Here is a 24,077-nt window from a genome sequence, read left to right on the forward strand (position 1 = left end):
GCGATTTTTCAGCCGCGGCCCGCGCGCCTGGCGCGAGAGCGGCCCGGCGTCTCGCCCATGACACGCCGAAACCGGCGATTGAACGTCGACAGATCGTTGAAGCCGGCCTCGAAAGCAATTGCCGAGATGGCATCGTTGGACGTGCGCAATCGCACCGCCGCGCGATGCAACCGGGTCCTGAGCAGGTACTGATAGGGCGTCATGCCGGCGACCTGCCGGAAGGTGCGCAGGAAATGATAGGGACTGGTCGCGGTCTCATCCGCCAACGCCGGAAGCGAGATCGGCCCGTCGGCATCCAGTTCGATCCGCCGCACCGCCTCGGCAACCCTTTTCTGGTCGCGGCGGCTTGGATCGCACCCGGCATGCGTGTCGCCGGAGAGCGTTGCCACGGCGGCACCCGCGACGCGCAGGGCGAGTTCCTCGAATGCGTCCGTGTCGGCCATGTCGCGCGCGGCTTCCGCCTCGGCCAGCAGCGGCGCCAAGGCCTGTAACGGCGGCAGGCGTGGCGCCGCGAAGCTGAGCGTCCTGGCGCCCGGCACGTCGGCCACGATCCGGTCCATATAGGCCGACCCGAAATGGAAGGAGAGGCAACGGTCGCCATTGCCATGCTCGTGCCCGCATTCGTAGCATGTGCCGGAATTGCCGAGCAGGAGGCTGCCTGGCGCGAGCACTGCCGTGCCTTGCTGCGCGCGGTAGCGGAACGAGCCGCTGGTGACGGCCGCAACGCAGAAATCCCGATGCGCTTCCTCGAATGGCCGATCGCCGGCGCTGGCCGTGCAGATTACATCCGCCACGTGCCAACCGGGTCCGGATGCAAGGGTATCCGCGGTCGCCGTCATGGCCGAAATATAGCAATTTTTCCCAAGCCCAGAACCCTGCCAGCACTTATTCTTGGCGGTCTCCTGACAAGAAGAGGCCGCTGCCATGTTCGACCAATCCTCATTTGCCGAAGCCTTGCACAGTCCCGGACCGATGGAAGGGCTTGCCGAAAAACTGAACCTTTACGGCCGCTTCGTCGGTGCCTGGACGTTTGACGCCTCGCGCCATCTCGAGGACGGCACGGTGCTGACCGGACGTGGCGAGGTGCATTTCGGCTGGGTTCTGGAAGGCCGCGCCATCCAGGATGTCTGGATCCTGCCCGCACGTGACGCCGGCCCCTCGCCGTCGCTCGGCAAATGGACCTTTTACGGCACGACGCTGCGGGTCTATGACCCCGGCGTCGACGCCTGGCACATTTTCTGGAGCGACCCGCGCAACCAGTATTTCAGCCGCCAGTTCGGCCGCGCCGAAGGCGACACCATCGTGCAGGTCGGCGCCGATGACACCGGCTCCTCCGTGCGCTGGAGCTTTTCGCGGATCACGGAGAATTCCTTCCGATGGCTTGGCGAGCGCTCGCACGACAAGGGTGCGACATGGCGGTTGGAAGTCGAGTTCCTGGCACGGCGGATGGCGACAAGATGAGGCTGTAATACATTGTAAGAATGGAGGAAAACATGTGCGATCATGTCTCGATAGGTGTCCGCGACGCCCAATGTACCAGATGCGAAAGGGCCTCGTGACCATGGCGATTTCTTCGTTTCTCACTGCTCTCGTATCCGAAGCTCCCACAGCCGACCGAGCGAAAGACATGGACCTCTATGGATGGCTGATCGGAAGCTGGGAAATGGACACGGTCCGCCACCTTGACGACGGCATGATCCAGAAATGGACCGGTGAATGCCATTTCGGCTGGGTGCTCGGAGGCCGTGCGATTCAGGACATCTGGATCAGGCCCAGGCGCCCTGCGCGGCCCACTATGTATGGCACGACTTTGCGCATCTTCGATCCTGGGATCGGTGGCTGGCACATCATCTGGAATGATCCGCTCAACCAAGATTACTCGCGCCAGATCGGGCGGGCCGAGGGTAAGGACATTGTCCAGATCGGCGAGGACTCGCGCGGTCTGCAAACTCGATGGCGTTTCACCGAGATCACAGCCAACAGCTTCCATTGGATCGGCGAGGAAAGACCTTCCGAGAGCGACCCTTGGCAAATCACCTATGAACATTTAGCCCACCGGACGAAGCGCGTCGCCTGAATCCGTTTCGACGTGCGCCATACCGCATCGAAGTCTCCGGCCCTCCGACAGTTCCCACCGACCGGGCTTTGCTCTACCAATGCGGGTACGGGCCTGGCCCGGTGGGAGGGTCAGCGATGCCGAGTTTCGACAGCCTGTTCAATGCCTTCGTCACCATTCTCGTGACCATCGATCCGCCCGGCCTGGCGCCTCTGTTCCTGGCCGTCACACGCGGCATGAATCGCGAGGAGCGCAGCCAAGTTTCCGTCCGCGCCTCGATCATCGGTTTTCTGGTGATGGCGCTGTTTGCGCTGGCCGGCGCCTCTATCCTGTCGGTGTTCGGCATCACCCTGCCGGCGTTCCGCGTCGCCGGCGGGTTCCTGCTGTTCTTCATCGCCTTCGAAATGGTCTTCGAGCGCCGGCAGGACCGTAAGGAGAAGATCGGCGACGTCGCCATCACCAAGGACATGATCCACAACATCGCCGCCTTCCCGCTGGCGATCCCACTGATCGCCGGGCCTGGCGCGATTTCAGCGACGGTGCTGCTCTCCGGCTCGTTTCAGGGCTTTGCCGCGCAGGCGGCCCTGGTCGGCATCATTTTCGTCTGCCTCGTCATAACCTATCTGGTGTTCGTGCTGTCGGAACGCATCGACCGCATCCTCGGCCAGACCGGCCGCTCGATCCTGACCCGCCTGCTCGGCGTCATCCTGGCGGCGCTGGCGGTACAGTTCGTGGCCGATGGCATCAAGGCGTTGATGGCCGGCTGAGCGGTATAACGCTCATCCTACTTCGCCGCCGTATCGACGATCTCGAAATCATGGGTAAGCGTGGCCGTCTTGGCCATCATGGCGGAAGCCGAGCAATATTTGTCGATCGAAAGATCGATCGCGCGCTTGACCTTGTCGCGCGACAGCGCACGGCCCTTGACGATGAAATGCATGTGGATGCGGGTAAACACTTTCGGGTCGGTCTCGGCCCGGTCGGCGTCGAGTTCGACCACGCAGTCCTCGACCGCCTCGCGCCCCTTCTCGAGGATGTGCACGACGTCATAGGCCGAGCAGCCGCCGGTGCCGATCAGCACCAGCTCCATCGGGCTCGGTCCCGGCGTTTTGCCTTCCGGGCTGGACGCCGTGCCCAGCACGACCTTGTGGCCGCTGCCGGATTCGCCGACAAAGGTGCGCTCCTCGACCCATTTGACACGTGCCTTCATCGCTCCGTCCTTTCAGTCGTCGATCGCGCCGACTGTCGGCTCAAAATCAACAATGCAAAACCCCGAAAGTCCGTGCAGGACCCTCGGGGCATCTCAAGCAACAAGCATTCGCCGTTTGGTATGGCTTCCGATCAGAACGGGATCTCGTCGTCCAGCTCGCGCGACGAGCCACCGCCACCGCCCCCTTTGGAACCGCCACCGCCGCCACGGCTAAAACCTTCGTTCGGGCCCGACTGGCCGAAATCCGAGCCACGGCTGCTGCCGCCACCGCTGTAGCCGCCGACCTGACCGCCCTCACCCTGGCCGCGCGCGTCGAGCATCTGCAGTTCGCCACGGAATTTCTGCAGCACGACTTCGGTCGTGTATTTGTCGGCACCGGTCTGGTCCTGCCATTTGCGCGTCTGCAACTGGCCCTCGACATAAACCTTCATGCCCTTCTTCAGATATTGCTCGGCCACCTTGGCAATGCCCTCATTGAAGATGACGACGTTATGCCACTCGGTCTTTTCCTTGCGCTCGCCGGAATTCTTGTCGCGCCAGCTTTCCGATGTGGCGATGCGGATGTTGACGACCGGCTCGCCCGAATTCAGGCGGCGGATTTCAGGGTCCGCGCCGAGATTGCCGACCAGAATGACCTTATTGACGCTACCCGCCATGATATTTCTCCGCGCTCATCCGAAACAAATTTTTGTCGCAGCACCTTACAGGCTACCGACGTCGGCCGCCTGCCAAGGCTGGCTTTTCCCACAAGGTTTTTGTTCCCTTTTCGTTCCTATATGCACCGCCGCTGATTGTCAAGGAATGGCAGCAATGCCCGAACGAAACATATGGGTCTCAAAACAGCGCTTGCCAAATCGATAAGTATCGACTTATGTTTTTGTCATGATCGAAGCAGAGATTTTCCGCGCCCTGGCCGACCCGACGCGCCGCGCCGTCTTCGAGCGTCTCGCGGCGAGCGAGATGAGCGTGTCGGAACTGCGCAGCGGCCTGACGGTATCGCAGCCGGCCGTCTCCCAGCATCTGGCGGTGTTGCGCGGCGCTGGCCTGGTGGTCGAGCGGCGGGCCGGCCGCAACGCCTATTATCGCGCCGATCCGCAGGGACTTGCTCCGCTGCTCTCCTGGATTGAACGCTATCGGACGTTCTGGCCGGAACGCATCGAAAAGCTGAAGGCCGTTTTGAAGGACATGGACCAATGAAAAACGGTGGATCAATGAAAGACGCAAACCAAACCAAGGTCGCTCCAGATGCGCTCGAATTCGAATACGACCTTGCCGAGCCGCCGGAAAAGGTTTGGCGGGCGCTGACGGTGCCGGAATTGCTCGCCGCCTGGATGATGCCCAACGACATCAGGCCGCGGACCGGCAGCCGCTTCGCCTTCGCCGGGCCTGACGCGCCGATCGAATGCGAGATCCTCGACGCCGAGCCCGAGCGCCTGCTGCGCTATTCCTGGCGCGAGCAGTCCGACGATGCGGCGCACCCACTCGACAGCACCGTCACCTTCACACTCGCCCGTACGGTTTCCGGCGGCACGCATCTGCGCATCGTCCATGACGGCTTTGCTCGCAAGGCGATGCCTGCCGTGGCCATGGCGGGCGTCGGCTGCCGGCTTTCGCTGTGCGGGGCCGGAAAGCCTATCGCCGCGAACACACCACGCCTTCTGCTGTCGCGCGCGGCCTGAACACGGAAATTCGGAGAAGAGAAATGAGTGGTGTTGCCAGCCTTGTGCCCGATGGTGATCGAGCAATCGAGCCGCGGCGAACGTGCCTTCGACATTTTTTCGCGACTGCTGCGCGAGCGCATCGTCTTCGTCAACGGCGAGATCAACGACGACGTCTCGGCGCTGGTCTGCGCGCAGCTTTTGTCGCTGGAATCGGACAATCCCGAGAAGGAGATCTCGCTCTACATCAACTCACCTGGTGGCATGGTGACCAGCGGCTTCGCCATCTACGACACGATGCAATATATCAGCTGCCCGGTCTCGACCGTGTGCATGGGCTTTGCCGCATCGATGGGATCGTTCCTGCTGATGGCAGGCACGGCCGGGCGCCGCATCGCGCTGCCGAACGCCACCATCCTGCTGCATCAGCCGCTGGGCGGCTTCCAGGGCCAGGCTTCCGACATCCAGCGGCACGCCGAACGCATCGGCCAGACCAAACGCCATATGACCGAACTCTACGCCCAGCATTGCGGCCGCAGCTATGAAGAGGTCGAGCGCACGCTCGACCGCGACCATTTCATGACGGCCCGCGAGGCCCAGGCATGGGGCATTGTCGACCATGTTTTCGACACCCGCAAAAAGGCGGCGTAGGACCAGGGTCAGATTAGATCCTGCTGCTTGTCGAAGATTTGACGATACCGGTCTGGTTCCGGTGGCGGTAGGTCCCTATAAAAGGGGGATGACCGGCACTCATCGATCCACATCGCACCGCGCCACAGCCGCCATGGCGCTCGCCATCGTCGGCCTTGCGTCCAGTTCGGCACTTGCCGACGACGCTTCGTCGTCAGCGCAAAGCGCCCTGCCCGGCGTAACCGGCGACTATCGCATCGCCAAGCCGGCCCCGGTGCCCGAACCCGACGACGCGCTCCCCAGCAGCGGCAATGGGCAGTTCAAGATCGGCAATACCGATGTCAGGATTTCCGGCAGCATCACCGTCGATGTCGGAGTTGGCGGGATCAAGCCGCCCAGATAGGCAGAGATCGGGGCCCGCGAACTCAAGCCCTCGCCCAAAAAGAACAGCCCCGCCGTGCCTTGGGCAAACGGACGGGGCTTTTTTGGATTTTTAATCCATACTTGCCGGGAGTGTACTGCCGGCGTTTGAGTTCGGATGCTTCGCGGCATTCAGCCGACGATCCGACCAATAGTCTCTGATTTTGAGGGATACGGCAGGTCACGGTTTGTCGGGTGGCGCAAACGCCTGCCTCTGGCACTTATGCCTGCCGCGGCTCCAGTGACAACTGAAGCCCTGGGGGACTATCCGGTGGCGTCATGCTCCGCTCCTGTGTCCGTTGCGACATCGTCGTGGCGAAGCGCAAATCGCAAATGCCTGCGGCGTCTCGCAGGCCACCTTGGGGCGGCGAGGCCATCGAAAGACGGCCGGCTTCGCTGACTTCCGAAGACTGCTCCCGTGAGTTGGCCGCGTCAACCATCAATAGCCGGTTACGGAAAAATGTGATCACCGGGAGGTTACGTCCAGGTCAGTTTCCGCACAGCTTTGTCAGGAGCGTGTTCGGCCTTTGTTCTTTCCGCTTGCCCCTTTGCGCGAAAGACGGTTAAACGACTTCTGTCGGGAGTTGCGGCGTCTCTCGACGTGGCGGCAAAAAGACCTACATAGGGGATGGCTGGGAAAACCCGCCAATCCCACGAATTCCAGATCTGAGGCGGCGACCGGCGATGGCCGACCATAAATTCCTTTCCATTCGCGGGGCGCGCGAACACAATCTGAAGAACGTCGATCTCGACCTGCCGCGTGACAGCCTGATCGTCATGACCGGCCTGTCGGGCTCCGGCAAATCGTCGCTGGCCTTCGACACCATCTATGCCGAAGGCCAGCGTCGCTATGTCGAGAGCCTCTCGGCTTATGCCCGGCAATTCCTCGAAATGATGCAGAAGCCCGACGTCGACCAGATCGACGGCCTGTCGCCGGCTATCTCCATCGAGCAGAAGACCACGTCGAAGAACCCGCGTTCGACGGTCGGCACCGTCACTGAAATCTACGACTATATGCGGCTTCTGTTTGCCCGTGTCGGTGTGCCCTATTCGCCGGCCACCGGCCTGCCGATCGAGAGCCAGACGGTCAGCCAGATGGTCGACCGGGTACTGGCGGTCGAGGAAGGCACGCGCCTGTTCTTGCTGGCGCCCATCGTGCGCGGCCGCAAGGGCGAATACCGCAAGGAACTGCTGGAGTTGCAGAAGAAAGGGTTCCAGCGCGTCAAGGTCGACGGCGTCTTTTACGAAATCGCCGACGTGCCGGCGCTGGACAAGAAATACAAGCACGACATCGACGTCGTCGTCGACCGCATCGTCGTGCGCGGCGACCTTGCCACGCGTCTCGCCGACTCCATCGAGACGGCGCTGAAGCTGGCCGAAGGGCTGGCGGTGGCCGAGTTCGCCGACAAGCCGCTCGACGCTAGCCAGACCGGCGAGGATTCGGTCAACAAGTCGAAGAACGAGACGCATGAGCGCATCCTGTTCTCGGAAAAGTTCGCTTGCCCGGTCTCCGGCTTCACCATTCCGGAAATCGAGCCCAGGCTGTTCTCCTTCAACAACCCGTTCGGCGCCTGCCCGACCTGTGACGGTCTCGGCAGCCAGCGCGCGATCGACCCCAACCTCGTGGTGCCCGACGAGAACGTCTCGCTGCGCGACGGCGCCGTCAGCCCGTGGGCGAAATCGACCTCGCCCTATTACTCGCAGACGCTCGAGGCGTTGGGCAAGGCGTACGACTTCAAGCTCGGCGACAAGTTCAAGGATCTTTCCGCGCAAGCCCAGGAGGCGATCCTGCGCGGCACCGGCGAACGCGAGATCACCTTCCAGTATGATGACGGCCTGCGCTCCTACAAGACCACCAAGACCTTCGAAGGCGTCATCCCCAATCTCGAACGGCGTTGGAAAGAGACCGAATCCGCCTGGATGCGCGAAGAAATCGAGCGCTTCATGTCGGCGACGCCCTGCCCGGTCTGCAAGGGCTACCGGCTGAAGCCCGAAGCGTTGGCGGTGAAGATCGCCGGCAAGCACATTGGCGAGGTGACGGAACAGTCGATCCGCAACGCCGACAAGTGGTTCACCGACCTGCCGGCGCAGCTCAACGACAAGCAGAACGAGATCGCTGTCCGCGTCTTGAAGGAAATCCGCGAACGCCTGCGCTTCCTCAACGATGTCGGGCTCGACTATCTCACTTTGTCGCGCAATTCCGGCACGCTGTCGGGCGGCGAAAGCCAACGCATCCGGCTGGCCTCGCAGATCGGCTCTGGGCTGACCGGCGTGCTCTATGTGCTGGACGAGCCGTCGATCGGCCTGCACCAGCGCGACAACACGCGCCTGCTCGACACGCTCAAGCATCTGCGCGACATCGGCAACACGGTGATCGTCGTCGAGCATGACGAGGACGCCATCCTGCATGCCGACTATGTCGTCGATATGGGCCCGGCCGCCGGCATCCATGGCGGCGAGATCATCGCCCAGGGCACGCCGCAGCAGGTGATGGCCAACCCCAATTCGATCACCGGCAAATATCTGTCGGGCGCGCTCGAAGTGGCAACGCCTGGCGTGCGCCGCGAAGCCAAGAAGAACCGGCGGCTGAAGATCGTCGGCGCGCGCGGCAACAATCTGAAGAATGTCACCGCCGAGATCCCGCTCGGCACCTTCACCGCCGTCACCGGCGTGTCGGGTGGCGGCAAGTCGACCTTCCTGATCGAGACGCTGTTCAAGGCGGCCTCGCGCCGCATCATGGGCTCGCGCGAGCATCCGGCCGAGCATGACCGCATCGAGGGGCTGGAATTCCTCGACAAGGTCATCGACATAGACCAGTCGCCGATTGGGCGGACCCCGCGTTCGAACCCCGCCACCTACACTGGCGCCTTCACGCCGATCCGTGACTGGTTCGCGGGTCTTCCCGAAGCGAAGGCGCGCGGCTATCAGCCGGGCCGTTTCTCCTTCAACGTCAAGGGCGGCCGCTGCGAGGCCTGCCAGGGCGACGGCGTCATCAAAATCGAGATGCATTTTTTGCCCGACGTCTACGTCACCTGCGACGTCTGCCACGGCAAGCGCTACAACAGAGAGACGCTCGACGTCCTGTTCAAGGGCAAGTCGATCGCCGACGTGCTCGACATGACGGTCGAGGAAGGCGTCGACTTCTTCGCCGCCGTGCCTGGCGTGCGCGACAAGCTGGAGACGCTGAAGCAGGTCGGCCTCGGTTACATCCATATCGGCCAGCAGGCGACGACGCTGTCCGGCGGCGAGGCGCAGCGCATCAAGCTGGCAAAGGAACTGTCGCGCAAGGCAACCGGCAAGACGCTCTACATCCTCGATGAGCCGACCACCGGCCTGCACTTCCACGACGTCGCCAAATTGTTGGAAGTGCTGCACGAACTTGTCGACCAGGGCAACACGGTGGTCGTCATCGAGCACAATCTCGAAGTGATAAAAACCGCCGACTGGGTGCTCGACCTCGGGCCCGAAGGCGGTGATGGCGGCGGCGAACTGGTCGCCTCCGGCACTCCGGAAGCCATCGTGCGCGAGAAGCGCAGCTACACCGGCCAGTTCCTCAAGGAGCTTCTGGAGCGGCGCCCTGGAGGCAAGCGCGAAGCGGCGGAGTGATGACAGAGGATGGTCTCATCACGGTCCAGAGCCGCTTTGGCGTGACCGAAACCATCGACCGCCTGGCTGAGGTGGTCAAGCGCGCGGGACTGCTTGTGTTCGCGCGCATCGATCACCAGGCCGGCGCGCGCGATGTCGGCACCACGCTGCGGCCGACGGAGCTTCTGATTTTCGGCAACCCGAAGGGCGGCACACCGCTGATGCAGGACCAACAGCTTGCCGGCATCGACCTGCCGGTGAAGGCGCTGGCCTGGGAGGATGAGCATGGCAAGGTCTGGCTTTGCTACAATGACGCCCATTGGATCGCCGAACGCCACGATCTCCGTGACGCCAGTCGTGATGCCGTCGCCGCAATTGCCGCTGGCATGGAAAAGGTGATAGCGGCCGCTGCTGGAATGGATCAATCATGAGGCTCGCTGGCCCAGAAGATCTCGCCGCGATCGTGGCGCTGACGCAAGCGGCCTATGCTCCCTACAACGCCATGCTCGATGCGCCACCGATCCCCGTTACCGAGGATTATGCGCCGCGTATCGAGCGCGGCGAGGTCTGGCTACTTGAGAGCAGCAATGATCCCGCCGGGCTTATTGTCCTTGAACGACATGAAGGCCACGCCATGATCTTCAGCGTCGCCGTCTCCCCTGCTTTTCAGGGCAAAAAACTCGGCATAGCACTGCTCAATCACGCGGATGAACAGGCGCGTCTGTGGGGTTTGCCGGAGGTGCGGCTCTACACCAACGCCAAGATGGAACGGAACGTCGCGCTCTACGCCGCCTATGGCTACCGTGAAACGGGTCGCCGGCCCAATCCCCATCGGCCAGGGTGGATACTGGTCGACATGGCCAAACCCGTCGACAGGCCCACCGTAGCCTGATCGCTTTTAGAAATCTGGGAGGACGACAATGAGCACATCGGGAACAATCCGCGCCGGCATGGGCGGCTGGACCTTCGAGCCCTGGGACACGTCCTTCTATCCCGAGAAACTGTCGAAGGCGAAGCAACTGCAATATGCCACCCGGCAGGTGCCGAGCATCGAGGTCAACGGCACCTATTATTCGAGCTTCAAGGAGCCGACCTTCGTCAAATGGGCCAACGAGGCGCCGGACGGTTTCGTCTATTCGCTGAAAGGCAACCGCTTCGTCACCAACAGGCGCGTGCTCGGCGAAGCCGGTGAATCGATGATGCGTTTCCTGGGTTCCGGCGTTGCCGCGCTCGGCGACAAGCTCGGGCCGATCCTGTGGCAGTTCGCGCCGACGAAGAAGTTCGATCCGGACGATTTTGAAGCGTTTCTGAAGCTGCTGCCGGAAAAGCAGGACGGCGTCGCGCTGCGCCACGCGCTCGAAGTCCGCAACGACAGCTTCATCGTGCCGGAATTCGCCGCGCTCGCGCGCAAATACAAGGCAGCGATCGTCTATGCCGACCATGCCAAATATCCTGACATCGCCGATATCACGGGCGATTTCGCCTATGCGCGGCTGCAGACCGGCAGCGACGACAATCCCGATTGCTACACGCCAAAGGGTCTCGACGAATGGGCAGCGCGGGCAAAGATTTGGGCGGAAGGCAAGCAGCCGGCCGATCTGCGGCGCGCCGACCCTGCCACCGACGCCCCGGTCCAGCCGCGCGACGTGTTCGTCTACTTTATCACCGAGGGCAAGGTGCGTGCGCCGTTCGGGGCGATGGCGCTGATGAGGCGTGTGGCCGACTAAAATAGCAAGCTTGCACCGCGGCCATGTCTTTTGTCGAGGCTTCGAGGTCGAGTGTTGCTGCGTATTCGGAACCCGCGGGGCATCTTGACCGTTTTGCCTATCTAGCCGAGAGCCTGTTTCCATGGCGCCTGGGGCGTTGGGCAAAAGCGAGGAGAGATGGCTATCATCCTCATCGGAGCGTTGCTGACCATAGCCGGCCTTGTGTACATGGCGGGCGCAGCCATCAGGCGCGGCCAGTTGAGCGGCGGCTCGGCGCCTGCGGGCTCGACAGGTCCGACGCTTGAGCCACCCCGGCGTGGCCTTCGTTTCCTAGGCCTCTCGCAAGATTGGCCGGGCTTGCTGATGATGGGGGTCGGCATCCTCATGCTGTTAGCGGTGGCAATTCTCTGACACGGAGAAATCCTGGCATTCTAGGCCCGTCGTAACCTTATTGACACTTCCTTGCCGCATGAATGCGCCGACGCCAAGCTGCGGAGCTGGAACCGCCACCGGCAGGGAAAGAGGGCATGTCGCTCGACTACACTTCACTCCTGCTGGCCGTCGGGTTCTCCGCCGCTTGCCTCAGCCTGACATTGTTCGGCATGTGGCTGACCGCCCGCTCGGAAAAATTCCTGCTGACATGGGCGATCAGCCTGGTGTTCGTGGTCGGCGATATTTTCATCTATGACGCCTATATCGACATGCCCGGGCGTCTGCTCGGCATCGCCACTTCCGCGTTCCTGCTGATCGGCTTTTCGGCCATGCTGGGTGCCGCCTATCAGTTCCGAACCGGCGGCTCGCCGTTGCCGCGGGCGCTGTGGGGTTGCGTTTCGTTGGCGATTGCGTTGCCTCCCATGGCTTTGGGCTATGATGGCCTCGGCTTCATGTTCGAGAACATGTTCGCCGCCTTGCTGCTGTTCGCCACGGCATTCGAATATTGGCGAGGCCGCGATGAGGCACCCGCCCTGACGATCGGCATCACCGGGCTCTATTCGGCCACGGCCACGTCCTTCGCGCTCTGCGCCATGGTTCTTGCCTGGGAAGGAAAACTGGTTCTGGGACACGCACCAAGCAACTGGGCCGAGGAGCTCAGCCTCATCGTGGTTATCGCCAGCATGACAGGTATCGGCGCGCTTTCGCTTGCCCTTAACCAGGGGCGCTTGGCGAGGTACCACCACCGCAACGCCCTGACGGATCCCTTGACCGGCCTGCTCAACCGGCGCGCTCTGTTCGACATGCACGGCGACGTCCCGGTCGGTGCCTTTACCGCGGTGGTCGTCTTCGACCTCGACAACTTCAAGGCCATCAACGACGAATTCGGCCACGCGGCGGGCGATGAGGTGCTGAGGGTGTTCGCCAGGGAACTCGCCGGTAATCTTCGCCAGACCGACGTCGCCGCGCGCATGGGGGGCGAAGAATTCGCACTGGTGCTGAAGCGCACTCTGCCGGAAACGGTCGAGCAATCGGCAGAGCGAATCCGGGCCGTATTCGCGACGCGGCTGATAGAAACCGAAACCGGCTCGCTGAGCTGCACGGTCAGCGCCGGGTTTGCCTTTGGCAGCAAGGAAGGGCTCAGCTTCGACAAGGTGCTCAACGCCGCCGACAAGGCGCTCTACGATGCCAAGCGCGGAGGCCGCAATCGCGTGACCGCCTCTCCCTTCCGACGCGTGAGCTGATCACGCGTATCATGGCGAGGCTGTGATTGTTGGATAGCGAAGGCTGCCCTTAGGCCGCCATGACGATTTCATTGAAGGCATCGAGGTCGACATAGAAGACCTTGGTGATCTCCTCGATCAGATCGTCGTAATCGCAGCCCTGTGACCTCAGGATGTTGATGGCGGCGATGATGTCGACGCGTTCGGTAAGCCGCCGCTTCTGGTAGTCCTCGACGTAACGTTCCATGGCTGTCCCTTAGCCTGTGTGCCCAAACGCGTTTGAACGACAATCAGATCGGGAAGCTAGGAAGCCTTGCTTGCGTGGAACTTGCAGAACCTTCGCCGCGCCTCGATCTGCGATAACCAGACTGATACGGAAGCGGCCGACTCACAAAGCCTAGAAAAGATTAGCATGCGATATTGCGTGTGCCAGAGACGCAGATGATGGACGGAAGAAATATTGGACTTGCCAAGGACTTCAAATCTTCAAACGAAGTTCAGCGCCGATTCTAGACCGTAAGGAATTTGCGAACATCAGCCCGGTCCAAATCTTCCGCTGGGCCGGTGTGGACGATCTGGCCGCGGTCCATGATGTTGACCTCGTCGGCGAGTTCTCGGCAGAAGTCCAGATACTGTTCGACCAGAAGCACCGCGATGCCGGCCTGGTCGCGCAGGTAGCGTAGGGCGCGGCCGATATCCTTGATAACAGAGGGCTGGATGCCTTCGGTCGGCTCGTCGAGCACTAGCAGCTTCGGCCGCATCACCAGCGCCCTGCCGATGGCCAACTGCTGCTGTTGACCGCCGGAAAGATCGCCGCCACGGCGGCCAAGCATCTGCTTCAGCACCGGAAACAGCTCGAAGACGTGCGCCGGCACGTTGCGGTCGGCGCGCCTCAAGGGCGCGAAACCGGATTCGAGATTTTCCCGCACGCTGAGCAGCGGAAAGATCTCCCTGCCCTGCGGCACGAATGCGATGCCCGACCGGGCGCGGTCATACGCCGCGCTCCGGTCGAGCGCCTTCCCCTCGAAGGCAACGCTTCCGCTCGTCAGCCGGTGATGGCCGACGATCGATCTCATCAAACTTGTCTTGCCGACGCCGTTGCGGCCGAGCACGCAGGTGATCTTGCCCGCACCCGCCTTCAGCGACACGCCGCGCAGCGCCTGGGCGGCGCCGTAGTGGAGCGTGGCATGGGAAACCTCGAGCATGTCAGCGCCTTCTCCAGAACCGAAGAAACGACATGTCGAAGTGATGGAATTGCACCCGCCAGACCATGCTCATCTCCCCAGATAGACTTCGACGACGCGCTCGTCGGCCGAGACGAAATCAAGCGTCCCTTCCGAGAGCACCGAGCCCTCATGCAGGCAGGTGACCTTCACGCCGAGCTCGCGCACGAAATGCATGTCGTGCTCGACGACAATGACCGAGTGGTCGCGGGCGATATCCTTGAGCAGCCGTGCGGTTTCCTCGGTTTCGGCATCGGTCATGCCGGCGACCGGCTCGTCGACCAGAAGCAGTTTCGGGTCTTGCGCCAGCAGCATGCCGATCTCGAGCCACTGCTTCTGGCCGTGGCTGAGATTGGCTGCGAGCTCGCGGCGCTTGTCGCCCAACCGAATAATGCCAAGGATGTCATCGATCTGCCGCGCCTCGGCCGCCGATTGGCGGTGGAACAGCGCCGGGAAGATCGAACGCGGCCCCTTCAGCGCCAGCATCAGGTTTTCTTCGATCGTGTGGCTTTCGAAAACGGTCGGCTTCTGGAATTTGCGGCCGATGCCCATCATGGCGATCTCGGCTTCGTCATGCCTGGTGAGGTCCACCTGGCCGTCGAAGAACACTTCGCCTTCATCCGGCCTCGTCTTGCCGGTGATGATGTCCATCATCGTCGTCTTTCCGGCGCCGTTGGGGCCGATGATGGCGCGCATCTCGCCCTTGTCGAGCACCAGCGACAGATTGTTGATCGCGCGAAAGCCGTCGAAGGAGACCGAGACGCCGTCGAGATAGAGGATGGTGTTGGATTTGCTCATGGTCGCTTACTCCGCCGCCTGCGGTTCGGGGTCGGACCAGGACCATTCGCCCGGATTTCGCGCCGGCGAGCGAGCGGGCTTCGACGTCGCGGACGCGATCCCAACCTCGGTGCCGGCCTCTTCAGCGAGGGAAGCCGCGCGCAACGCCCTAGCATTGCCGCGCCAACTGTCCCACATGCCGATGATGCCCTTGGGCAAGAGCAAGGTGACGGCGACGAACAGGCCGCCGAGCGCGAACAACCAGAATTCCGGCAGCACGCCGGTGAACCAGGATTTCCCGGCATTGACCAGCAGCGCGCCGATGATCGGCCCGACGATTGTGCCGCGCCCGCCGACGGCCGCCCAGATTACGACCTCGATCGAATTGGACGGCTCGAACTCGCCGGGATTGATGATGCCTACCTGCGGCACATAGAGCGCGCCGGCAATGCCGGCCATGACGGCCGAGACGGTGAAGGCAAACAGTTTTACGTTCTCCGCCCGCCAGCCGAGGAAGCGCGTGCGGCTTTCAGCGTCGCGCACGGCCATCAGGAGCTTGCCATATTTGGAGCCGACGATCGCCCAGGTGATGAAGACGGCGAGTGCGAGCATGATGGCGCTGGCCGCGAACAGTGCCGAACGGGTCGCATCGGCTTGCACGTTGAAGCCGAGAATATCCTTGAAATCGGTCAGGCCGTTGTTGCCGCCGAAACCCATATCATTGCGGAAGAAGGCGAGCAGCAGCGCATAGGTCATCGCCTGAGTGATGATCGAGAGGTAGACGCCGGTGACACGGCTTCGGAAGGCGAACCAGCCGAAGATGAAGGCAAGCAGACCGGGCACTGCCAGGACCATGAGGCCGGCGAACCAGAAATGGTCGAAGCCGGTCCAGAACCAGGGCAGCTCCTTGTAGTTCAGGAACACCATGAAATCGGGCAGGATCGGATTGCCGTAGACGCCGCGCGAGCCGATCTGACGCATCAGATACATCCCCATCGCATAGCCGCCGAGCGCGAAGAAGGCGCCGTGGCCGAGCGAAAGGATGCCGCAATAACCCCAGACCAGGTCGAGCGAGAGCGCCAGCAGCGCGTAGCAGAGATATTTGCCGGTCAGCGCTACGATGTACGACGGCATGTAGAAGGCGCTGGTCGGCGAGACAGCCAGATTGAGCAGCGGCACGATGACGGCCATCGCCAGCAGGACGAAAATGGTGATGGCGATACGGCGGTCGGCACCCGCGGCGAAGAAGCGTCCTGACATCATGATTCCACCGCCCTGCCCTTGAGCGCGAACAGGCCGCGCGGGCGCTTCTGGATGAACAGGATGATCAGCACCAGCACGACAATCTTTCCGAGGACGGCGCCGGCATAAGGCTCGAGAACCTTGTTGACGATGCCGAGCGAAAAGGCGCCGACCAGCGTACCCCAGAGATTGCCGACACCGCCGAAGACGACGACCATGAAGCTGTCGATGATGTAGCCGCGGCCGAGATTGGGCGAGACATTGTCGATCTGGCTGAGCGCGACGCCGGCAATGCCGGCAATTCCCGATCCCAGCGCGAAAGTCAAAGCGTCGACCCACGGCGTCCTGATTCCCATCGAGGCGGCCATGCGCCGGTTGGCGGTGACGGCGCGCATCTGCAGGCCCCAGGGCGTGCGCTTCATCACGTAGAGCAACATGCCGAACACCGTGAGCGCGAACACCAGAATCCACAGACGGTTCCAGGTGATGGCCAGTTGCCCGATGTCGAAGGAGCCGGACATCCAGGACGGATTGCCGACCTGCTGGTTGGTCGGCCCGAAGATCGAGCGCACCGCCTGCTGCAGGATAAGCGAGACGCCCCAGGTCGCCAGCAGCGTCTCCAGCGGCCGCCCGTAGAGGAAGCGGATCACCCCGCGCTCGATGATGAGACCGACGAACGCCGCGACCAGGAAGGCAAGCGGCAGCGCGATCACCAGCGACCAGTCGAACAATCCGGGAAAGGATGTCCGGATCACCTGCTGGACGACGAAGGTGGTGTAGGCGCCAAGCATCACCATCTCGCCATGCGCCATGTTGATGACACCCATGACACCGAAGGTGATGGCAAGCCCGATCGCCGCCAGCAGCAGGACCGAACCCAGCGAAATCCCGTACCAGATGTTCTGGCCGGCATCCCACAAGGCCAGCGTCGAATTGATGCTGGCGATCGCCGCCGTCGCCGCGTCCTTGACCGCACCCGACGCACTGGCTTCGACCGAGGTGAGCAGCGAAACCGCATCGCGGTCACCACGCGTACCGATCAAGGCGACTGCGGCGAGTTTGTCGGCCTCAGGCCTATCGGAAACAAGCACCGAGGCCGCACGAGCCTGTCCGAGCAGGGCCTTGACGCCGGCCACGGTCTCTTTGGCGACCGCAGTGTCGAGTGGCTCTATATTCGCGGCATCAGGCGTTTTGAACATCGTATCGGCCGCGGCCAGTCGTGCGGCCGGATCCTTGGCGCCAAGCGTCAACGTGCCCAGCGCGTCGCGGATGACGCGTCGCAGCGTGTTGTTGACCTTGATCTTGGTGACGTCGTCCTTGGCAGCCTCGCCTGATGCTTCGCTGCCGAGCGCGTCGAAAAGCTGGACGCTTTCGCCGGCTTCCTTGCCGACGAAAACCAAGGAATCGGCCTTGCGGATATAGAGGTTGCCGTCGGCGAGTGCCGAGAGCGGCCTTTCGACCGTTGGATCGCCTGTGGCGGTTAGTTCATGCACCACTGCTCCGATGTCCGAAAAACCCTTGGCGGTAGCGAACTTGGCGACGGTGGCGCGCAGATCGGCTTCGCCTGCCCCCGACGACGACAGCATCGCCAGCAGGAACAACAGCGTCAGGCCAATCGTGCGGATCAAGGTCATCGGCTTCTGTGGACCCTTGGAGGCTTGAAATTAGGCGTCCGGACTGTGGAGGAAACCGCCCGGACGCGCGGTCCTGGGGATGGGCCTGAAGGCCCAGCCCGGCAGACCTGGGAGGATCAGTTTGTGCCCTTGCCGCCGCACTTGCCCGTGGCAACGTTGAAGTTGCCGCAGGACAGAGGCTTGCGCCAATCGGAGATCAGGTCCTTGGAGTCCGGCAGATAGTCCGACCACTCGTCGCCCATCACCAGGCCCGGTGTGCGCGAAACCGTTTCGAACTGGCCGTCGGCCTGGATTTCGCCGATCAGCACCGGCTTGGTGATGTGGTGGTTCGGCATCATCGTCGCATAGCTGCCGGTCAGGTTGGGCACCGAAACGCCGACCATGGCGTCGATGACCTTGTCCGGATCGGTGGTGCCGGCCTTCTCGACCGCCTTCACCCACATGTTGAAGCCGATATAATGGGCTTCCATCGGGTCGTTGGTGGTGCGCTTGTCGTTCTTGATGAACTTGTGCCAGTCGGCGATGAACTTCTTGTTCTCGGGCGTATCGATGCTCTCGAAATAGTTCCAGGCGGCGAGATGGCCGACCAGGGGTGCGGTGTCGAGACCGGCCAGCTCTTCCTCGCCGACCGAGAAGGCCATGACCGGAATGTCCTCGGCCTTGATGCCCTGGTTACCGAGTTCCTTGTAGAATGGCACGTTGGCGTCGCCATTGACGGTCGAGACAACGGCCGTCTTCTTGCCGGCCGAGCCGAACTTCTTGATCGCCGAAACCTCGGTCTGCCAGTCGGCGAAGCCGAACGGCGTATAGTTGACCATGATGTCTTCGGCAGCGACGCCCTTCGACTTCAGGTAGGCTTCGAGGATCTTGTTGGTGGTGCGTGGATAGACGTAGTCGGTTCCTTCGAGCACCCAGCGCTTCACCGAACCCCCATCCTCGCTCATCAGGTAGTCGACAGCTGGAATCGCCTGCTGGTTCGGCGCGGCACCCGTGTAGAACACGTTGCGCTCGCTCTCCTCACCCTCATACTGGACGGGATAGAACAGGATGTTGTCCAGTTCCGAAAACACTGGCAGCACCGATTTGCGCGACACCGAGGTCCAGCAGCCAAATACCGCCGCGACCTTGTCCTTCGAGATGAGCTCGCGCGCCTTTTCGGCGAACAGGGGCCAGTTGGATGCCGGATCGACGACGACAGCTTCGAGCTTCTTGCCGAGCAGGCCGCCCTTGGCGTTCTGCTCGTCGATGAGCATCAGCATGGCGTCCTTCAGCGTCGTTTCCGAGATCGCCATCGTGCCCGACAGCGAATGGAGAATGCCGACCTTGATCGTGTCGTCGGCAGCCCTGGCCGGAGCGGTCATCAGACCGGCGGCAACCACGCTCGCCGAGAACATTTTTGCTATTGTCGAGAAATTACCCCTCATTACGGAAGACTCCCAAGCTGGTTGATTGCACCGCCACAATGCAATGCAACCCCCATGCCAACCGCTGACGGTATGCCGAAAATAGGGAAATATCACAACATTATCAGATGGTTGTTACATTAGAATGAACAAATAGAAGAGACCCGGTTAAAAATTGATTGAGGGAAAATTGCGCAGTGTAGAGCGCGTTTGCCTAATTTTAGCCCATTTTCTCCAAATGCCTATATTTTGGCCGTAGCACACGCGTCGTGAGCGACAAATGTTGCGGCGCGGCGCAAAAATAGGGCAAGCTTGTCGTTCAAGCGGACGGCATCATGACAGGCATCTCACGCATATTTATCGGCATCTTGTCTCTGGCGGCGGCAACCGGAGCGGCGCGGGCCGACTTCAGCGACGGCAAGATGCCCGATGGCACCTATCACTGCGAAGTCTACCTGCTCGGCCTGTTCCTCAATCTCGGCGACGTCACCATCAAGGGAAATGTCTACACGGGTCCTGTCACCTTCGGTACCGCCAAACAGGCTTACAATTACCAGATGGACGCAAACGGTGTGATCTCGTGGCTGGGCCCGCTGGGCGGCTACACCACTGGCGGCAACGCGCTCTCGATAACCCAGGCAACGCTCGACGGCCAGAGCCCGCCCTCCTTCGACATCATCATGAAGCAGCCCGATGGCGCCTTCACCGCCTCGACCTGCACCCGGGGAGGCAACCAGCAGGCCCTCGCCGCCATTGGGGGCCCAGCGGTCTGCACCTCTTCGCGGCCACCGGTCATCCATGGCGGAGGTGCTGAAGCGCCAGGCCGCCTAGCGCCCTTGCGTGGCAATTTCGAGCGCCAGGCGGCTCATGTCGGTGAAAAGCTCCTGGCGTTCGGAATAGTCGGCCTGTTCGCCTGTGATAAGATTGTCGACGACGGTCAGCAGCGACAATGCCCTCGCGCCGAAATGCGCCGAGATGCGATAGAGAGCGCTGGTTTCCATGTCTACGGCCAGCGCTCCGAGCGCCTTTGCATCGGCATAGCGGGCGGGCGCTTCAGGATGGTAGAATATGTCGGTGCAGGCTGTCAGGCCGGCGTGGTGGTCGATGCCGAGTTCGGTTGCCTTGGCCAATGCGCAAGCGAGCAGCGCTGGATCCGGGCCGGCATCAGCTTCGTAAAGGCCAAAGACCCCACCGCTCTCGGTGTCTTCAGGCCGTGCCGATTGCGAGATCACAAGGCTGCGCAGCTTTGCCTCGGCGCTCAGGGTACCGCAGGTACCGGTACGGATCAGTGTTCGGGCACCATAATAGTCAAGCAATTCATGCGCATAGATCAGGAACGACGAAACGCCGATACCCGTCGCCTGAATGCTGACGGGCTTGCCGCGAAACAGGCCGGTAAAACCAAGCGCGCCGCGTCGACGATTGACGCAGCGCGGCGCGTCCAGGAAAGTCTGCGCCATCCACTCCGCGCGCTGCGGGTCGCCCGGCAACAAAACCGTGTCGGCGTAGTCGCCCTTGCCTGCCTCGATGTGTGGCGTCAACAGCTGCTCCCCCAAGCCCGCCTGCCATATTGTCAATAATCATGGCGTTGTTACGGCGTTGCGCAAGGGCGCGGCATCAGAAATACCTAGGATTCAAGCACATCCTTCACGATCGTGGCCAGTTGCTTGAGCGAGAACGGCTTTGGCAGGAAGCCGAAATGCGCCTCCGCCGGCAGGTTCCTGGCGAATGCGTCCTCGGCATAGCCGGAGACGAAGACGAACTTGATGTCCGGCTGGCGTTTGCGCAATTCACCGAGCAGCGTCGGCCCGTCCATCTCCGGCATCACCACGTCGGAAACGACGATGTCGACCTTGCCGCCGAGCGCTTCGAACACTTCCAGCGCCTCGACGCCCGAGGACGCCTCGTGAACGGTGTAACCGCGCGAGGTCAGTGCCCGCATGCCACCCATGCGCACCGCGTCCTCGTCCTCGACCAGCAGCACCGTGGCCGACCCGGACAGGTCCTTGGCATTGTCGACCGGTTTGGCCGGTGCCGTGGCCGGCGCTTCGCCGGGCTCAGCTGCGTTTTTCGCTTCAGCGATGTGACGTGGCAGGAAGATGCGGAAAGTCGACCCCTTGCCGAGTTCGGAATCACAGAAAATGAAGCCGCCGGTCTGCTTGATGATGCCGTAGACCATGGACAGGCCAAGGCCCGTGCCCTTGCCGACCTCCTTGGTAGTGAAGAACGGCTCGAAGATCTTCTTCAGCACGTCGGGCGCGATGCCGCTGCCGGTATCCTCGACTTCGACCACCACATAGTCGGCCGCGGTGAGTTCGCGATAGGCAAAGGTCTTGCACTCCTCGGCGGTCACGTTGCGGGTGCGCACCGTGAGATCGCCGCCGGTCGGCATCGCGTCGCGCGCGTTGACCGCCAGGTTAACCACCACTTGCTCGAACTGGCCGATGTCGACCTTGACCGGCCACAGGTCGCGGCCGTGGTCGACCTTGAGCTTGATGTCGTTGCCGACCAGCCGGGCAAGCAGCATCCTGAGATCGGCGAGTACGTCGGTGAGGTTCAGCACTTCCGGCCGCAGCGTCTGCTTGCGCGAGAAGGCCAGCAACTGTCTCACCAGGGAGGCCGCGCGATTGGCGTTCTGCTTGATGTTCATGATGTCTGGGAAGGACGGATCCGACGGCCGGTGATTGGTCAACAGCAGATCCGATGCCATGATGATGGCGGTCAGCACATTGTTGAAGTCGTGTGCGATGCCACCGGCGAGCTGGCCGACGGCCTGCATCTTCTGGCTTTGCGCCATCTGCCCTTCGAGCGCCTTCTGCTCGGTCGTCTCGACGGCGTAGACGATGGCCGATTCCTCGGCTCCTTCGCCGCCGGTGCCGTCGGCGACGGCGTTGACGTAGAAACGGATGTGCCGCTCTTCATTGCCGGGCAGCACGGTGTCGATCGGTTCGATGTCGGCCTGCCGCTGCCGGGCTTTCTCGAACGCGGCTGCAAAGGCCGGCCGGTCACGGTCATGGATCACCGTGTCAAGCCGCACGCGGCGATCCACGGCATCGCGGTCGACGACCGAGGAAAACAGCGAAAGAAAAGGTGCGTTGGTGCGAAGGATGCGCCCGCTGGCATCGACACCGGCGATCGCCATCGGTGTCGAATTGAAGAAGCGGGTGAAGCGCACTTCCGAAGCGCGCAGATCGGCCGAGGCATCCTCGCCTTGCGTGCGGTTGAGCACGATGGTGCGTGTCGGGCCGCCGACGCCCTCCCGGCTGGCCGAAACGCGATGCATGAAGCGTACCGGCAACGCCTCGCCGGTCATCGTCGTCAAGTCGAGATCGATGACCGCATTGCGCGTCGTGCCGGGATCCGCCTTGACGGAGCGCACCAGCGCCATGCCGTCGCCGGCAACGATATCTGGCAAGGTGACGGCGCCGGGCGTGAAGCTGGCAAGGTCGATGCCCAGCCATCCGGCGAGCGTGGCGTTGATGTAGGTGACGCGGCCGTCCTGGTCGGCCGAAAAGAAACCGGCCGGTGCGTGGTCGAGGTGATCGATGGCCTTCTGCAGATCGAGGAAGAAACGCTCCTGCTCGGCCCGCTCCTGCGAAATATCGGCGAGCTGCCAGGCCAGCATCGGCAGCCGCTGGCCCGGAACGCTGAACGTGCGGGCGCGTGCCCGGTACCAGCGGGCGCCCGGTTCAGCGCCGGGCCGGATCGATTGCGCGAGCCGGAACTCGCCGTCGCCCGGCTGCCCGTCACGCAGGCCGGACGCCAGCCGGTAGATGGTCACCGAGGCTTCGGGGATATCGGAGAGCAATCCTTCGACCGTCTTCAGGTCTGCGGCCGAGGAAGCCCCGGTCATATCGGCATAGGCCCGGTTGGCGTAGACGACGCGGCCCTTGGTGTCCGTGACCAGCAGGCCCTGTGACATCGAGTCGACGAAAGCCTTGGACAGTTCGTCGCCCGTCGAGCGCGGTGTGATCTGCACGAAGCCGATCGCGGTCGCGAACAGGAAGCCGACGCCGATCATCGCCAGCACGCCGAGCATGCCGAGCAGGAAGGGATCGCCGAGGCGCTCCCGGAAAAGGCCGAAGACGATTGCCGCTCCCGTCAAAACGACGATGAAGATGATAAGCCGGGTGACCGCGCCCGGTCGCGTATTCTGGTCGACGATCGGTACCGGATAGAAATCGCCGCGCGCTTCCTTGGCCATATGCCCCCTGCTCGTGAAATCCGAGTTTCCGACACCCGCCCCTAATGCATGTCGCCCAAAAGTGACTTCGGTTTCGCGAAAACGACATGCATGAAAAACAAGGACCTAAAGCGCGTCGCATGAATCTGCTTCAGCGCGACGCGCTTTAGCCGGTTGAATCACATTCTCCTAGTCCGGAAAAGGCCCGGGCGGCAAATGTCAGATAAAAATGATGTCGGCCGGCCTTCCCTGTGTTTCAAGCTGTTCACGATGCGTGAAAGGCAACTTGCGGTGGCCAGTCGCAACGGTCTAGTGTCGCGTCACTTTCCAAAACCGATCAGGGGAAACCAATGCAGTGGCTGGATAGCGTGGCGGGTCCCGGTTATGCGGCGGCACTCCTGTGGACCTTCGCGGCGCTGATCCTGCTGGTCATCGTTCTCGTCATCGTCAGGCTCGTGCGCAACCTGACCTTCGGCACGTTTGTCGCGGGGGGCCGCAACCGCAAGACGCGGCTCGCTGTCATGGACGCCACCGCCGTCGACAGCCATCGCCGACTGGTGCTGGTGCGACGCGACGACATCGAACATCTGCTCCTGATCGGCGGCCCGACCGACGTTGTTGTCGAACGCGACATCCGCCTCGCCGCGCCGCGTCGTCCTGCGTTGACCGGAGATGGCGGCCTGCAGCCTGTCCCG

At 62.4% G+C, this 24,077-nt stretch carries 23 protein-coding genes and 3 pseudogenes; 15 read left to right on the top strand and 11 right to left on the bottom strand.

The window, feature by feature from the left end:
• Positions 1 to 8 precede the first annotated feature (8 nt).
• Positions 9 to 839 (bottom strand): helix-turn-helix transcriptional regulator, encoded by an 831-nt coding sequence (locus O7A61_RS07595; RefSeq protein WP_337129204.1) that lies wholly within the window; start codon positions 837 to 839, stop codon positions 9 to 11.
• An 85-nt stretch (positions 840 to 924) separates the two neighbouring features.
• Between O7A61_RS07595 and O7A61_RS07600 the strand changes: the two genes are divergently transcribed.
• The 3 genes from O7A61_RS07600 to O7A61_RS07610 all read left to right on the top strand — a co-directional run bounded on the left by O7A61_RS07600 (position 925) and on the right by O7A61_RS07610 (position 2,823).
• Positions 925 to 1,461: a hypothetical protein gene (locus O7A61_RS07600; RefSeq protein WP_337129205.1), complete on the top strand. Its 537-nt coding sequence runs from the start codon at positions 925 to 927 to the stop codon at positions 1,459 to 1,461.
• A gap of 166 nt (positions 1,462 to 1,627) precedes the next feature.
• A complete protein-coding gene (locus tag O7A61_RS07605; protein ID WP_337129206.1) occupies positions 1,628 to 2,077 on the top strand; it encodes a hypothetical protein in 450 nt (149 codons plus the stop codon).
• Between the two features lie 116 nt (positions 2,078 to 2,193).
• Positions 2,194 to 2,823, top strand: coding sequence for a MarC family protein (locus O7A61_RS07610; RefSeq protein ID WP_140770895.1), 630 nt, complete (start codon positions 2,194 to 2,196; stop codon positions 2,821 to 2,823).
• A 17-nt stretch (positions 2,824 to 2,840) separates the two neighbouring features.
• Here the strand turns inward: O7A61_RS07610 and O7A61_RS07615 are convergent, their stop codons facing one another.
• Both O7A61_RS07615 and O7A61_RS07620 read right to left on the bottom strand, forming a co-directional pair.
• The gene (locus tag O7A61_RS07615; RefSeq protein WP_337129207.1) at positions 2,841 to 3,266 is read right to left on the bottom strand and encodes an OsmC family protein; all 426 of its coding nucleotides are present in this window, start codon (positions 3,264 to 3,266) and stop codon (positions 2,841 to 2,843) included.
• 131 nt (positions 3,267 to 3,397) lie between these two features.
• Positions 3,398 to 3,922: a single-stranded DNA-binding protein gene (locus O7A61_RS07620; protein WP_337129208.1), complete on the bottom strand. Its 525-nt coding sequence runs from the start codon at positions 3,920 to 3,922 to the stop codon at positions 3,398 to 3,400.
• Between the two features lie 226 nt (positions 3,923 to 4,148).
• Between O7A61_RS07620 and O7A61_RS07625 the strand changes: the two genes are divergently transcribed.
• The 10 genes and pseudogenes from O7A61_RS07625 (at position 4,149) to O7A61_RS07670 (ending at position 12,941) form a co-directional block, all read left to right on the top strand.
• Positions 4,149 to 4,463, top strand: a complete 315-nt coding sequence (locus O7A61_RS07625) for an ArsR/SmtB family transcription factor (protein WP_140503724.1) — start codon at positions 4,149 to 4,151, stop codon at positions 4,461 to 4,463.
• Entirely contained in the window at positions 4,460 to 4,945 is a 486-nt protein-coding gene (locus tag O7A61_RS07630; protein ID WP_442921057.1) for an SRPBCC family protein, read from the top strand. Before O7A61_RS07625 ends, O7A61_RS07630 begins: the two co-directional genes overlap by 4 nt.
• A 23-nt stretch (positions 4,946 to 4,968) precedes the next feature.
• Positions 4,969 to 5,575: pseudogene (locus tag O7A61_RS07635) on the top strand (ATP-dependent Clp protease proteolytic subunit).
• 88 nt (positions 5,576 to 5,663) lie between these two features.
• The gene (locus O7A61_RS07640) at positions 5,664 to 5,957 is read left to right on the top strand and encodes a hypothetical protein (RefSeq protein WP_337129210.1); all 294 of its coding nucleotides are present in this window, start codon (positions 5,664 to 5,666) and stop codon (positions 5,955 to 5,957) included.
• Positions 5,958 to 6,658: 701 nt separating this feature from the next.
• Positions 6,659 to 9,580 (top strand): excinuclease ABC subunit UvrA, encoded by a 2,922-nt coding sequence (gene uvrA, locus O7A61_RS07645; protein WP_027144940.1) that lies wholly within the window; start codon positions 6,659 to 6,661, stop codon positions 9,578 to 9,580.
• Positions 9,580 to 9,990 (top strand): DUF302 domain-containing protein, encoded by a 411-nt coding sequence (locus O7A61_RS07650; RefSeq protein WP_337129211.1) that lies wholly within the window; start codon positions 9,580 to 9,582, stop codon positions 9,988 to 9,990. Before uvrA ends, O7A61_RS07650 begins: the two co-directional genes overlap by 1 nt.
• Entirely contained in the window at positions 9,987 to 10,451 is a 465-nt protein-coding gene (locus O7A61_RS07655) for a GNAT family N-acetyltransferase (RefSeq protein WP_337129212.1), read from the top strand. The genes O7A61_RS07650 and O7A61_RS07655 overlap by 4 nt, the downstream gene beginning before the upstream one ends.
• Before the next feature lie 28 nt (positions 10,452 to 10,479).
• On the top strand, positions 10,480 to 11,286 hold the full coding sequence (locus tag O7A61_RS07660; protein WP_337129213.1) for a DUF72 domain-containing protein: 807 nt from the start codon (positions 10,480 to 10,482) through the stop codon (positions 11,284 to 11,286).
• Positions 11,287 to 11,442: 156 nt separating this feature from the next.
• On the top strand, positions 11,443 to 11,676 hold the full coding sequence (locus tag O7A61_RS07665) for a hypothetical protein (protein ID WP_140503709.1): 234 nt from the start codon (positions 11,443 to 11,445) through the stop codon (positions 11,674 to 11,676).
• A 116-nt stretch (positions 11,677 to 11,792) separates the two neighbouring features.
• Positions 11,793 to 12,941, top strand: a complete 1,149-nt coding sequence (locus tag O7A61_RS07670) for a GGDEF domain-containing protein (RefSeq protein ID WP_337129214.1) — start codon at positions 11,793 to 11,795, stop codon at positions 12,939 to 12,941.
• 49 nt (positions 12,942 to 12,990) lie between these two features.
• Here O7A61_RS07670 and O7A61_RS07675 read toward each other — a convergent pair whose 3' ends face one another.
• From O7A61_RS07675 to urtA, 6 genes are all read right to left on the bottom strand, one after another.
• Positions 12,991 to 13,167 carry a hypothetical protein gene (locus O7A61_RS07675; protein ID WP_084636783.1) on the bottom strand — a complete coding sequence of 59 codons (177 nt, stop codon included), beginning with the start codon at positions 13,165 to 13,167 and terminating at the stop codon, positions 12,991 to 12,993.
• A gap of 262 nt (positions 13,168 to 13,429) precedes the next feature.
• The gene (urtE, locus tag O7A61_RS07680) at positions 13,430 to 14,125 is read right to left on the bottom strand and encodes an urea ABC transporter ATP-binding subunit UrtE (protein WP_337129215.1); all 696 of its coding nucleotides are present in this window, start codon (positions 14,123 to 14,125) and stop codon (positions 13,430 to 13,432) included.
• A gap of 69 nt (positions 14,126 to 14,194) precedes the next feature.
• Entirely contained in the window at positions 14,195 to 14,941 is a 747-nt protein-coding gene (gene urtD / locus O7A61_RS07685; protein ID WP_337129216.1) for an urea ABC transporter ATP-binding protein UrtD, read from the bottom strand.
• 6 nt (positions 14,942 to 14,947) lie between these two features.
• On the bottom strand, positions 14,948 to 16,183 hold the full coding sequence (urtC, locus tag O7A61_RS07690; RefSeq protein WP_337129217.1) for an urea ABC transporter permease subunit UrtC: 1,236 nt from the start codon (positions 16,181 to 16,183) through the stop codon (positions 14,948 to 14,950).
• The gene (gene urtB, locus O7A61_RS07695) at positions 16,180 to 17,796 is read right to left on the bottom strand and encodes an urea ABC transporter permease subunit UrtB (protein WP_337129218.1); all 1,617 of its coding nucleotides are present in this window, start codon (positions 17,794 to 17,796) and stop codon (positions 16,180 to 16,182) included. Before urtB ends, urtC begins: the two co-directional genes overlap by 4 nt.
• A gap of 116 nt (positions 17,797 to 17,912) precedes the next feature.
• Positions 17,913 to 19,190, bottom strand: coding sequence for an urea ABC transporter substrate-binding protein (urtA, locus tag O7A61_RS07700; RefSeq protein WP_337129221.1), 1,278 nt, complete (start codon positions 19,188 to 19,190; stop codon positions 17,913 to 17,915).
• A 344-nt stretch (positions 19,191 to 19,534) separates the two neighbouring features.
• Between urtA and O7A61_RS07705 the strand changes: the two are divergent.
• A pseudogene (locus O7A61_RS07705) lies at positions 19,535 to 19,927 on the top strand (hypothetical protein); the annotation flags it as partial.
• A gap of 99 nt (positions 19,928 to 20,026) precedes the next feature.
• Here the strand turns inward: O7A61_RS07705 and O7A61_RS07710 are convergent.
• Together O7A61_RS07710 and cckA are read right to left on the bottom strand one after the other, a co-directional pair.
• Entirely contained in the window at positions 20,027 to 20,740 is a 714-nt protein-coding gene (locus O7A61_RS07710; protein WP_337129219.1) for a DeoD-type purine-nucleoside phosphorylase, read from the bottom strand.
• Positions 20,741 to 20,826: 86 nt separating this feature from the next.
• Positions 20,827 to 23,403 carry a cell cycle histidine kinase CckA gene (gene cckA, locus O7A61_RS07715; protein WP_337129220.1) on the bottom strand — a complete coding sequence of 859 codons (2,577 nt, stop codon included), beginning with the start codon at positions 23,401 to 23,403 and terminating at the stop codon, positions 20,827 to 20,829.
• 329 nt (positions 23,404 to 23,732) lie between these two features.
• Between cckA and O7A61_RS07720 the strand changes: the two are divergent.
• Positions 23,733 to 24,077, top strand: a pseudogene (locus O7A61_RS07720) (hypothetical protein); the annotation flags it as partial.

This window comes from Mesorhizobium sp. Cs1321R2N1 (assembly GCF_037179725.1).
Taxonomy (GTDB): domain Bacteria; phylum Pseudomonadota; class Alphaproteobacteria; order Rhizobiales; family Rhizobiaceae; genus Mesorhizobium; species Mesorhizobium salmacidum.

Excerpts from the sequence above, each read along its gene's own strand:
- O7A61_RS07610 (WP_140770895.1), top strand. The coding sequence starts at position 2,194 with ATGCCGAGTTTCGACAGCCTGTTCAATGCCTTCGTCACCATTCTCGTG.
- urtA (WP_337129221.1), bottom strand. The coding sequence starts at position 19,190 with ATGTTCTCGGCGAGCGTGGTTGCCGCCGGTCTGATGACCGCTCCGGCC.
- urtD (WP_337129216.1), bottom strand. The coding sequence starts at position 14,941 with ATGAGCAAATCCAACACCATCCTCTATCTCGACGGCGTCTCGGTCTCC.
- O7A61_RS07615 (WP_337129207.1), bottom strand. The coding sequence starts at position 3,266 with ATGAAGGCACGTGTCAAATGGGTCGAGGAGCGCACCTTTGTCGGCGAA.
- O7A61_RS07675 (WP_084636783.1), bottom strand. The coding sequence starts at position 13,167 with ATGGAACGTTACGTCGAGGACTACCAGAAGCGGCGGCTTACCGAACGC.
- O7A61_RS07660 (WP_337129213.1), top strand. The coding sequence starts at position 10,480 with ATGAGCACATCGGGAACAATCCGCGCCGGCATGGGCGGCTGGACCTTC.
- O7A61_RS07640 (WP_337129210.1), top strand. The coding sequence starts at position 5,664 with ATGACCGGCACTCATCGATCCACATCGCACCGCGCCACAGCCGCCATG.
- O7A61_RS07605 (WP_337129206.1), top strand. The coding sequence starts at position 1,628 with ATGGACCTCTATGGATGGCTGATCGGAAGCTGGGAAATGGACACGGTC.
- O7A61_RS07595 (WP_337129204.1), bottom strand. The coding sequence starts at position 839 with ATGACGGCGACCGCGGATACCCTTGCATCCGGACCCGGTTGGCACGTG.
- urtE (WP_337129215.1), bottom strand. The coding sequence starts at position 14,125 with ATGCTCGAGGTTTCCCATGCCACGCTCCACTACGGCGCCGCCCAGGCG.
- O7A61_RS07650 (WP_337129211.1), top strand. The coding sequence starts at position 9,580 with ATGACAGAGGATGGTCTCATCACGGTCCAGAGCCGCTTTGGCGTGACC.
- urtC (WP_337129217.1), bottom strand. The coding sequence starts at position 16,183 with ATGATGTCAGGACGCTTCTTCGCCGCGGGTGCCGACCGCCGTATCGCC.
- O7A61_RS07655 (WP_337129212.1), top strand. The coding sequence starts at position 9,987 with ATGAGGCTCGCTGGCCCAGAAGATCTCGCCGCGATCGTGGCGCTGACG.
- O7A61_RS07620 (WP_337129208.1), bottom strand. The coding sequence starts at position 3,922 with ATGGCGGGTAGCGTCAATAAGGTCATTCTGGTCGGCAATCTCGGCGCG.
- O7A61_RS07670 (WP_337129214.1), top strand. The coding sequence starts at position 11,793 with ATGTCGCTCGACTACACTTCACTCCTGCTGGCCGTCGGGTTCTCCGCC.
- urtB (WP_337129218.1), bottom strand. The coding sequence starts at position 17,796 with ATGACCTTGATCCGCACGATTGGCCTGACGCTGTTGTTCCTGCTGGCG.
- O7A61_RS07625 (WP_140503724.1), top strand. The coding sequence starts at position 4,149 with ATGATCGAAGCAGAGATTTTCCGCGCCCTGGCCGACCCGACGCGCCGC.
- O7A61_RS07600 (WP_337129205.1), top strand. The coding sequence starts at position 925 with ATGTTCGACCAATCCTCATTTGCCGAAGCCTTGCACAGTCCCGGACCG.
- O7A61_RS07630 (WP_442921057.1), top strand. The coding sequence starts at position 4,460 with ATGAAAAACGGTGGATCAATGAAAGACGCAAACCAAACCAAGGTCGCT.
- O7A61_RS07665 (WP_140503709.1), top strand. The coding sequence starts at position 11,443 with ATGGCTATCATCCTCATCGGAGCGTTGCTGACCATAGCCGGCCTTGTG.
- cckA (WP_337129220.1), bottom strand. The coding sequence starts at position 23,403 with ATGGCCAAGGAAGCGCGCGGCGATTTCTATCCGGTACCGATCGTCGAC.
- uvrA (WP_027144940.1), top strand. The coding sequence starts at position 6,659 with ATGGCCGACCATAAATTCCTTTCCATTCGCGGGGCGCGCGAACACAAT.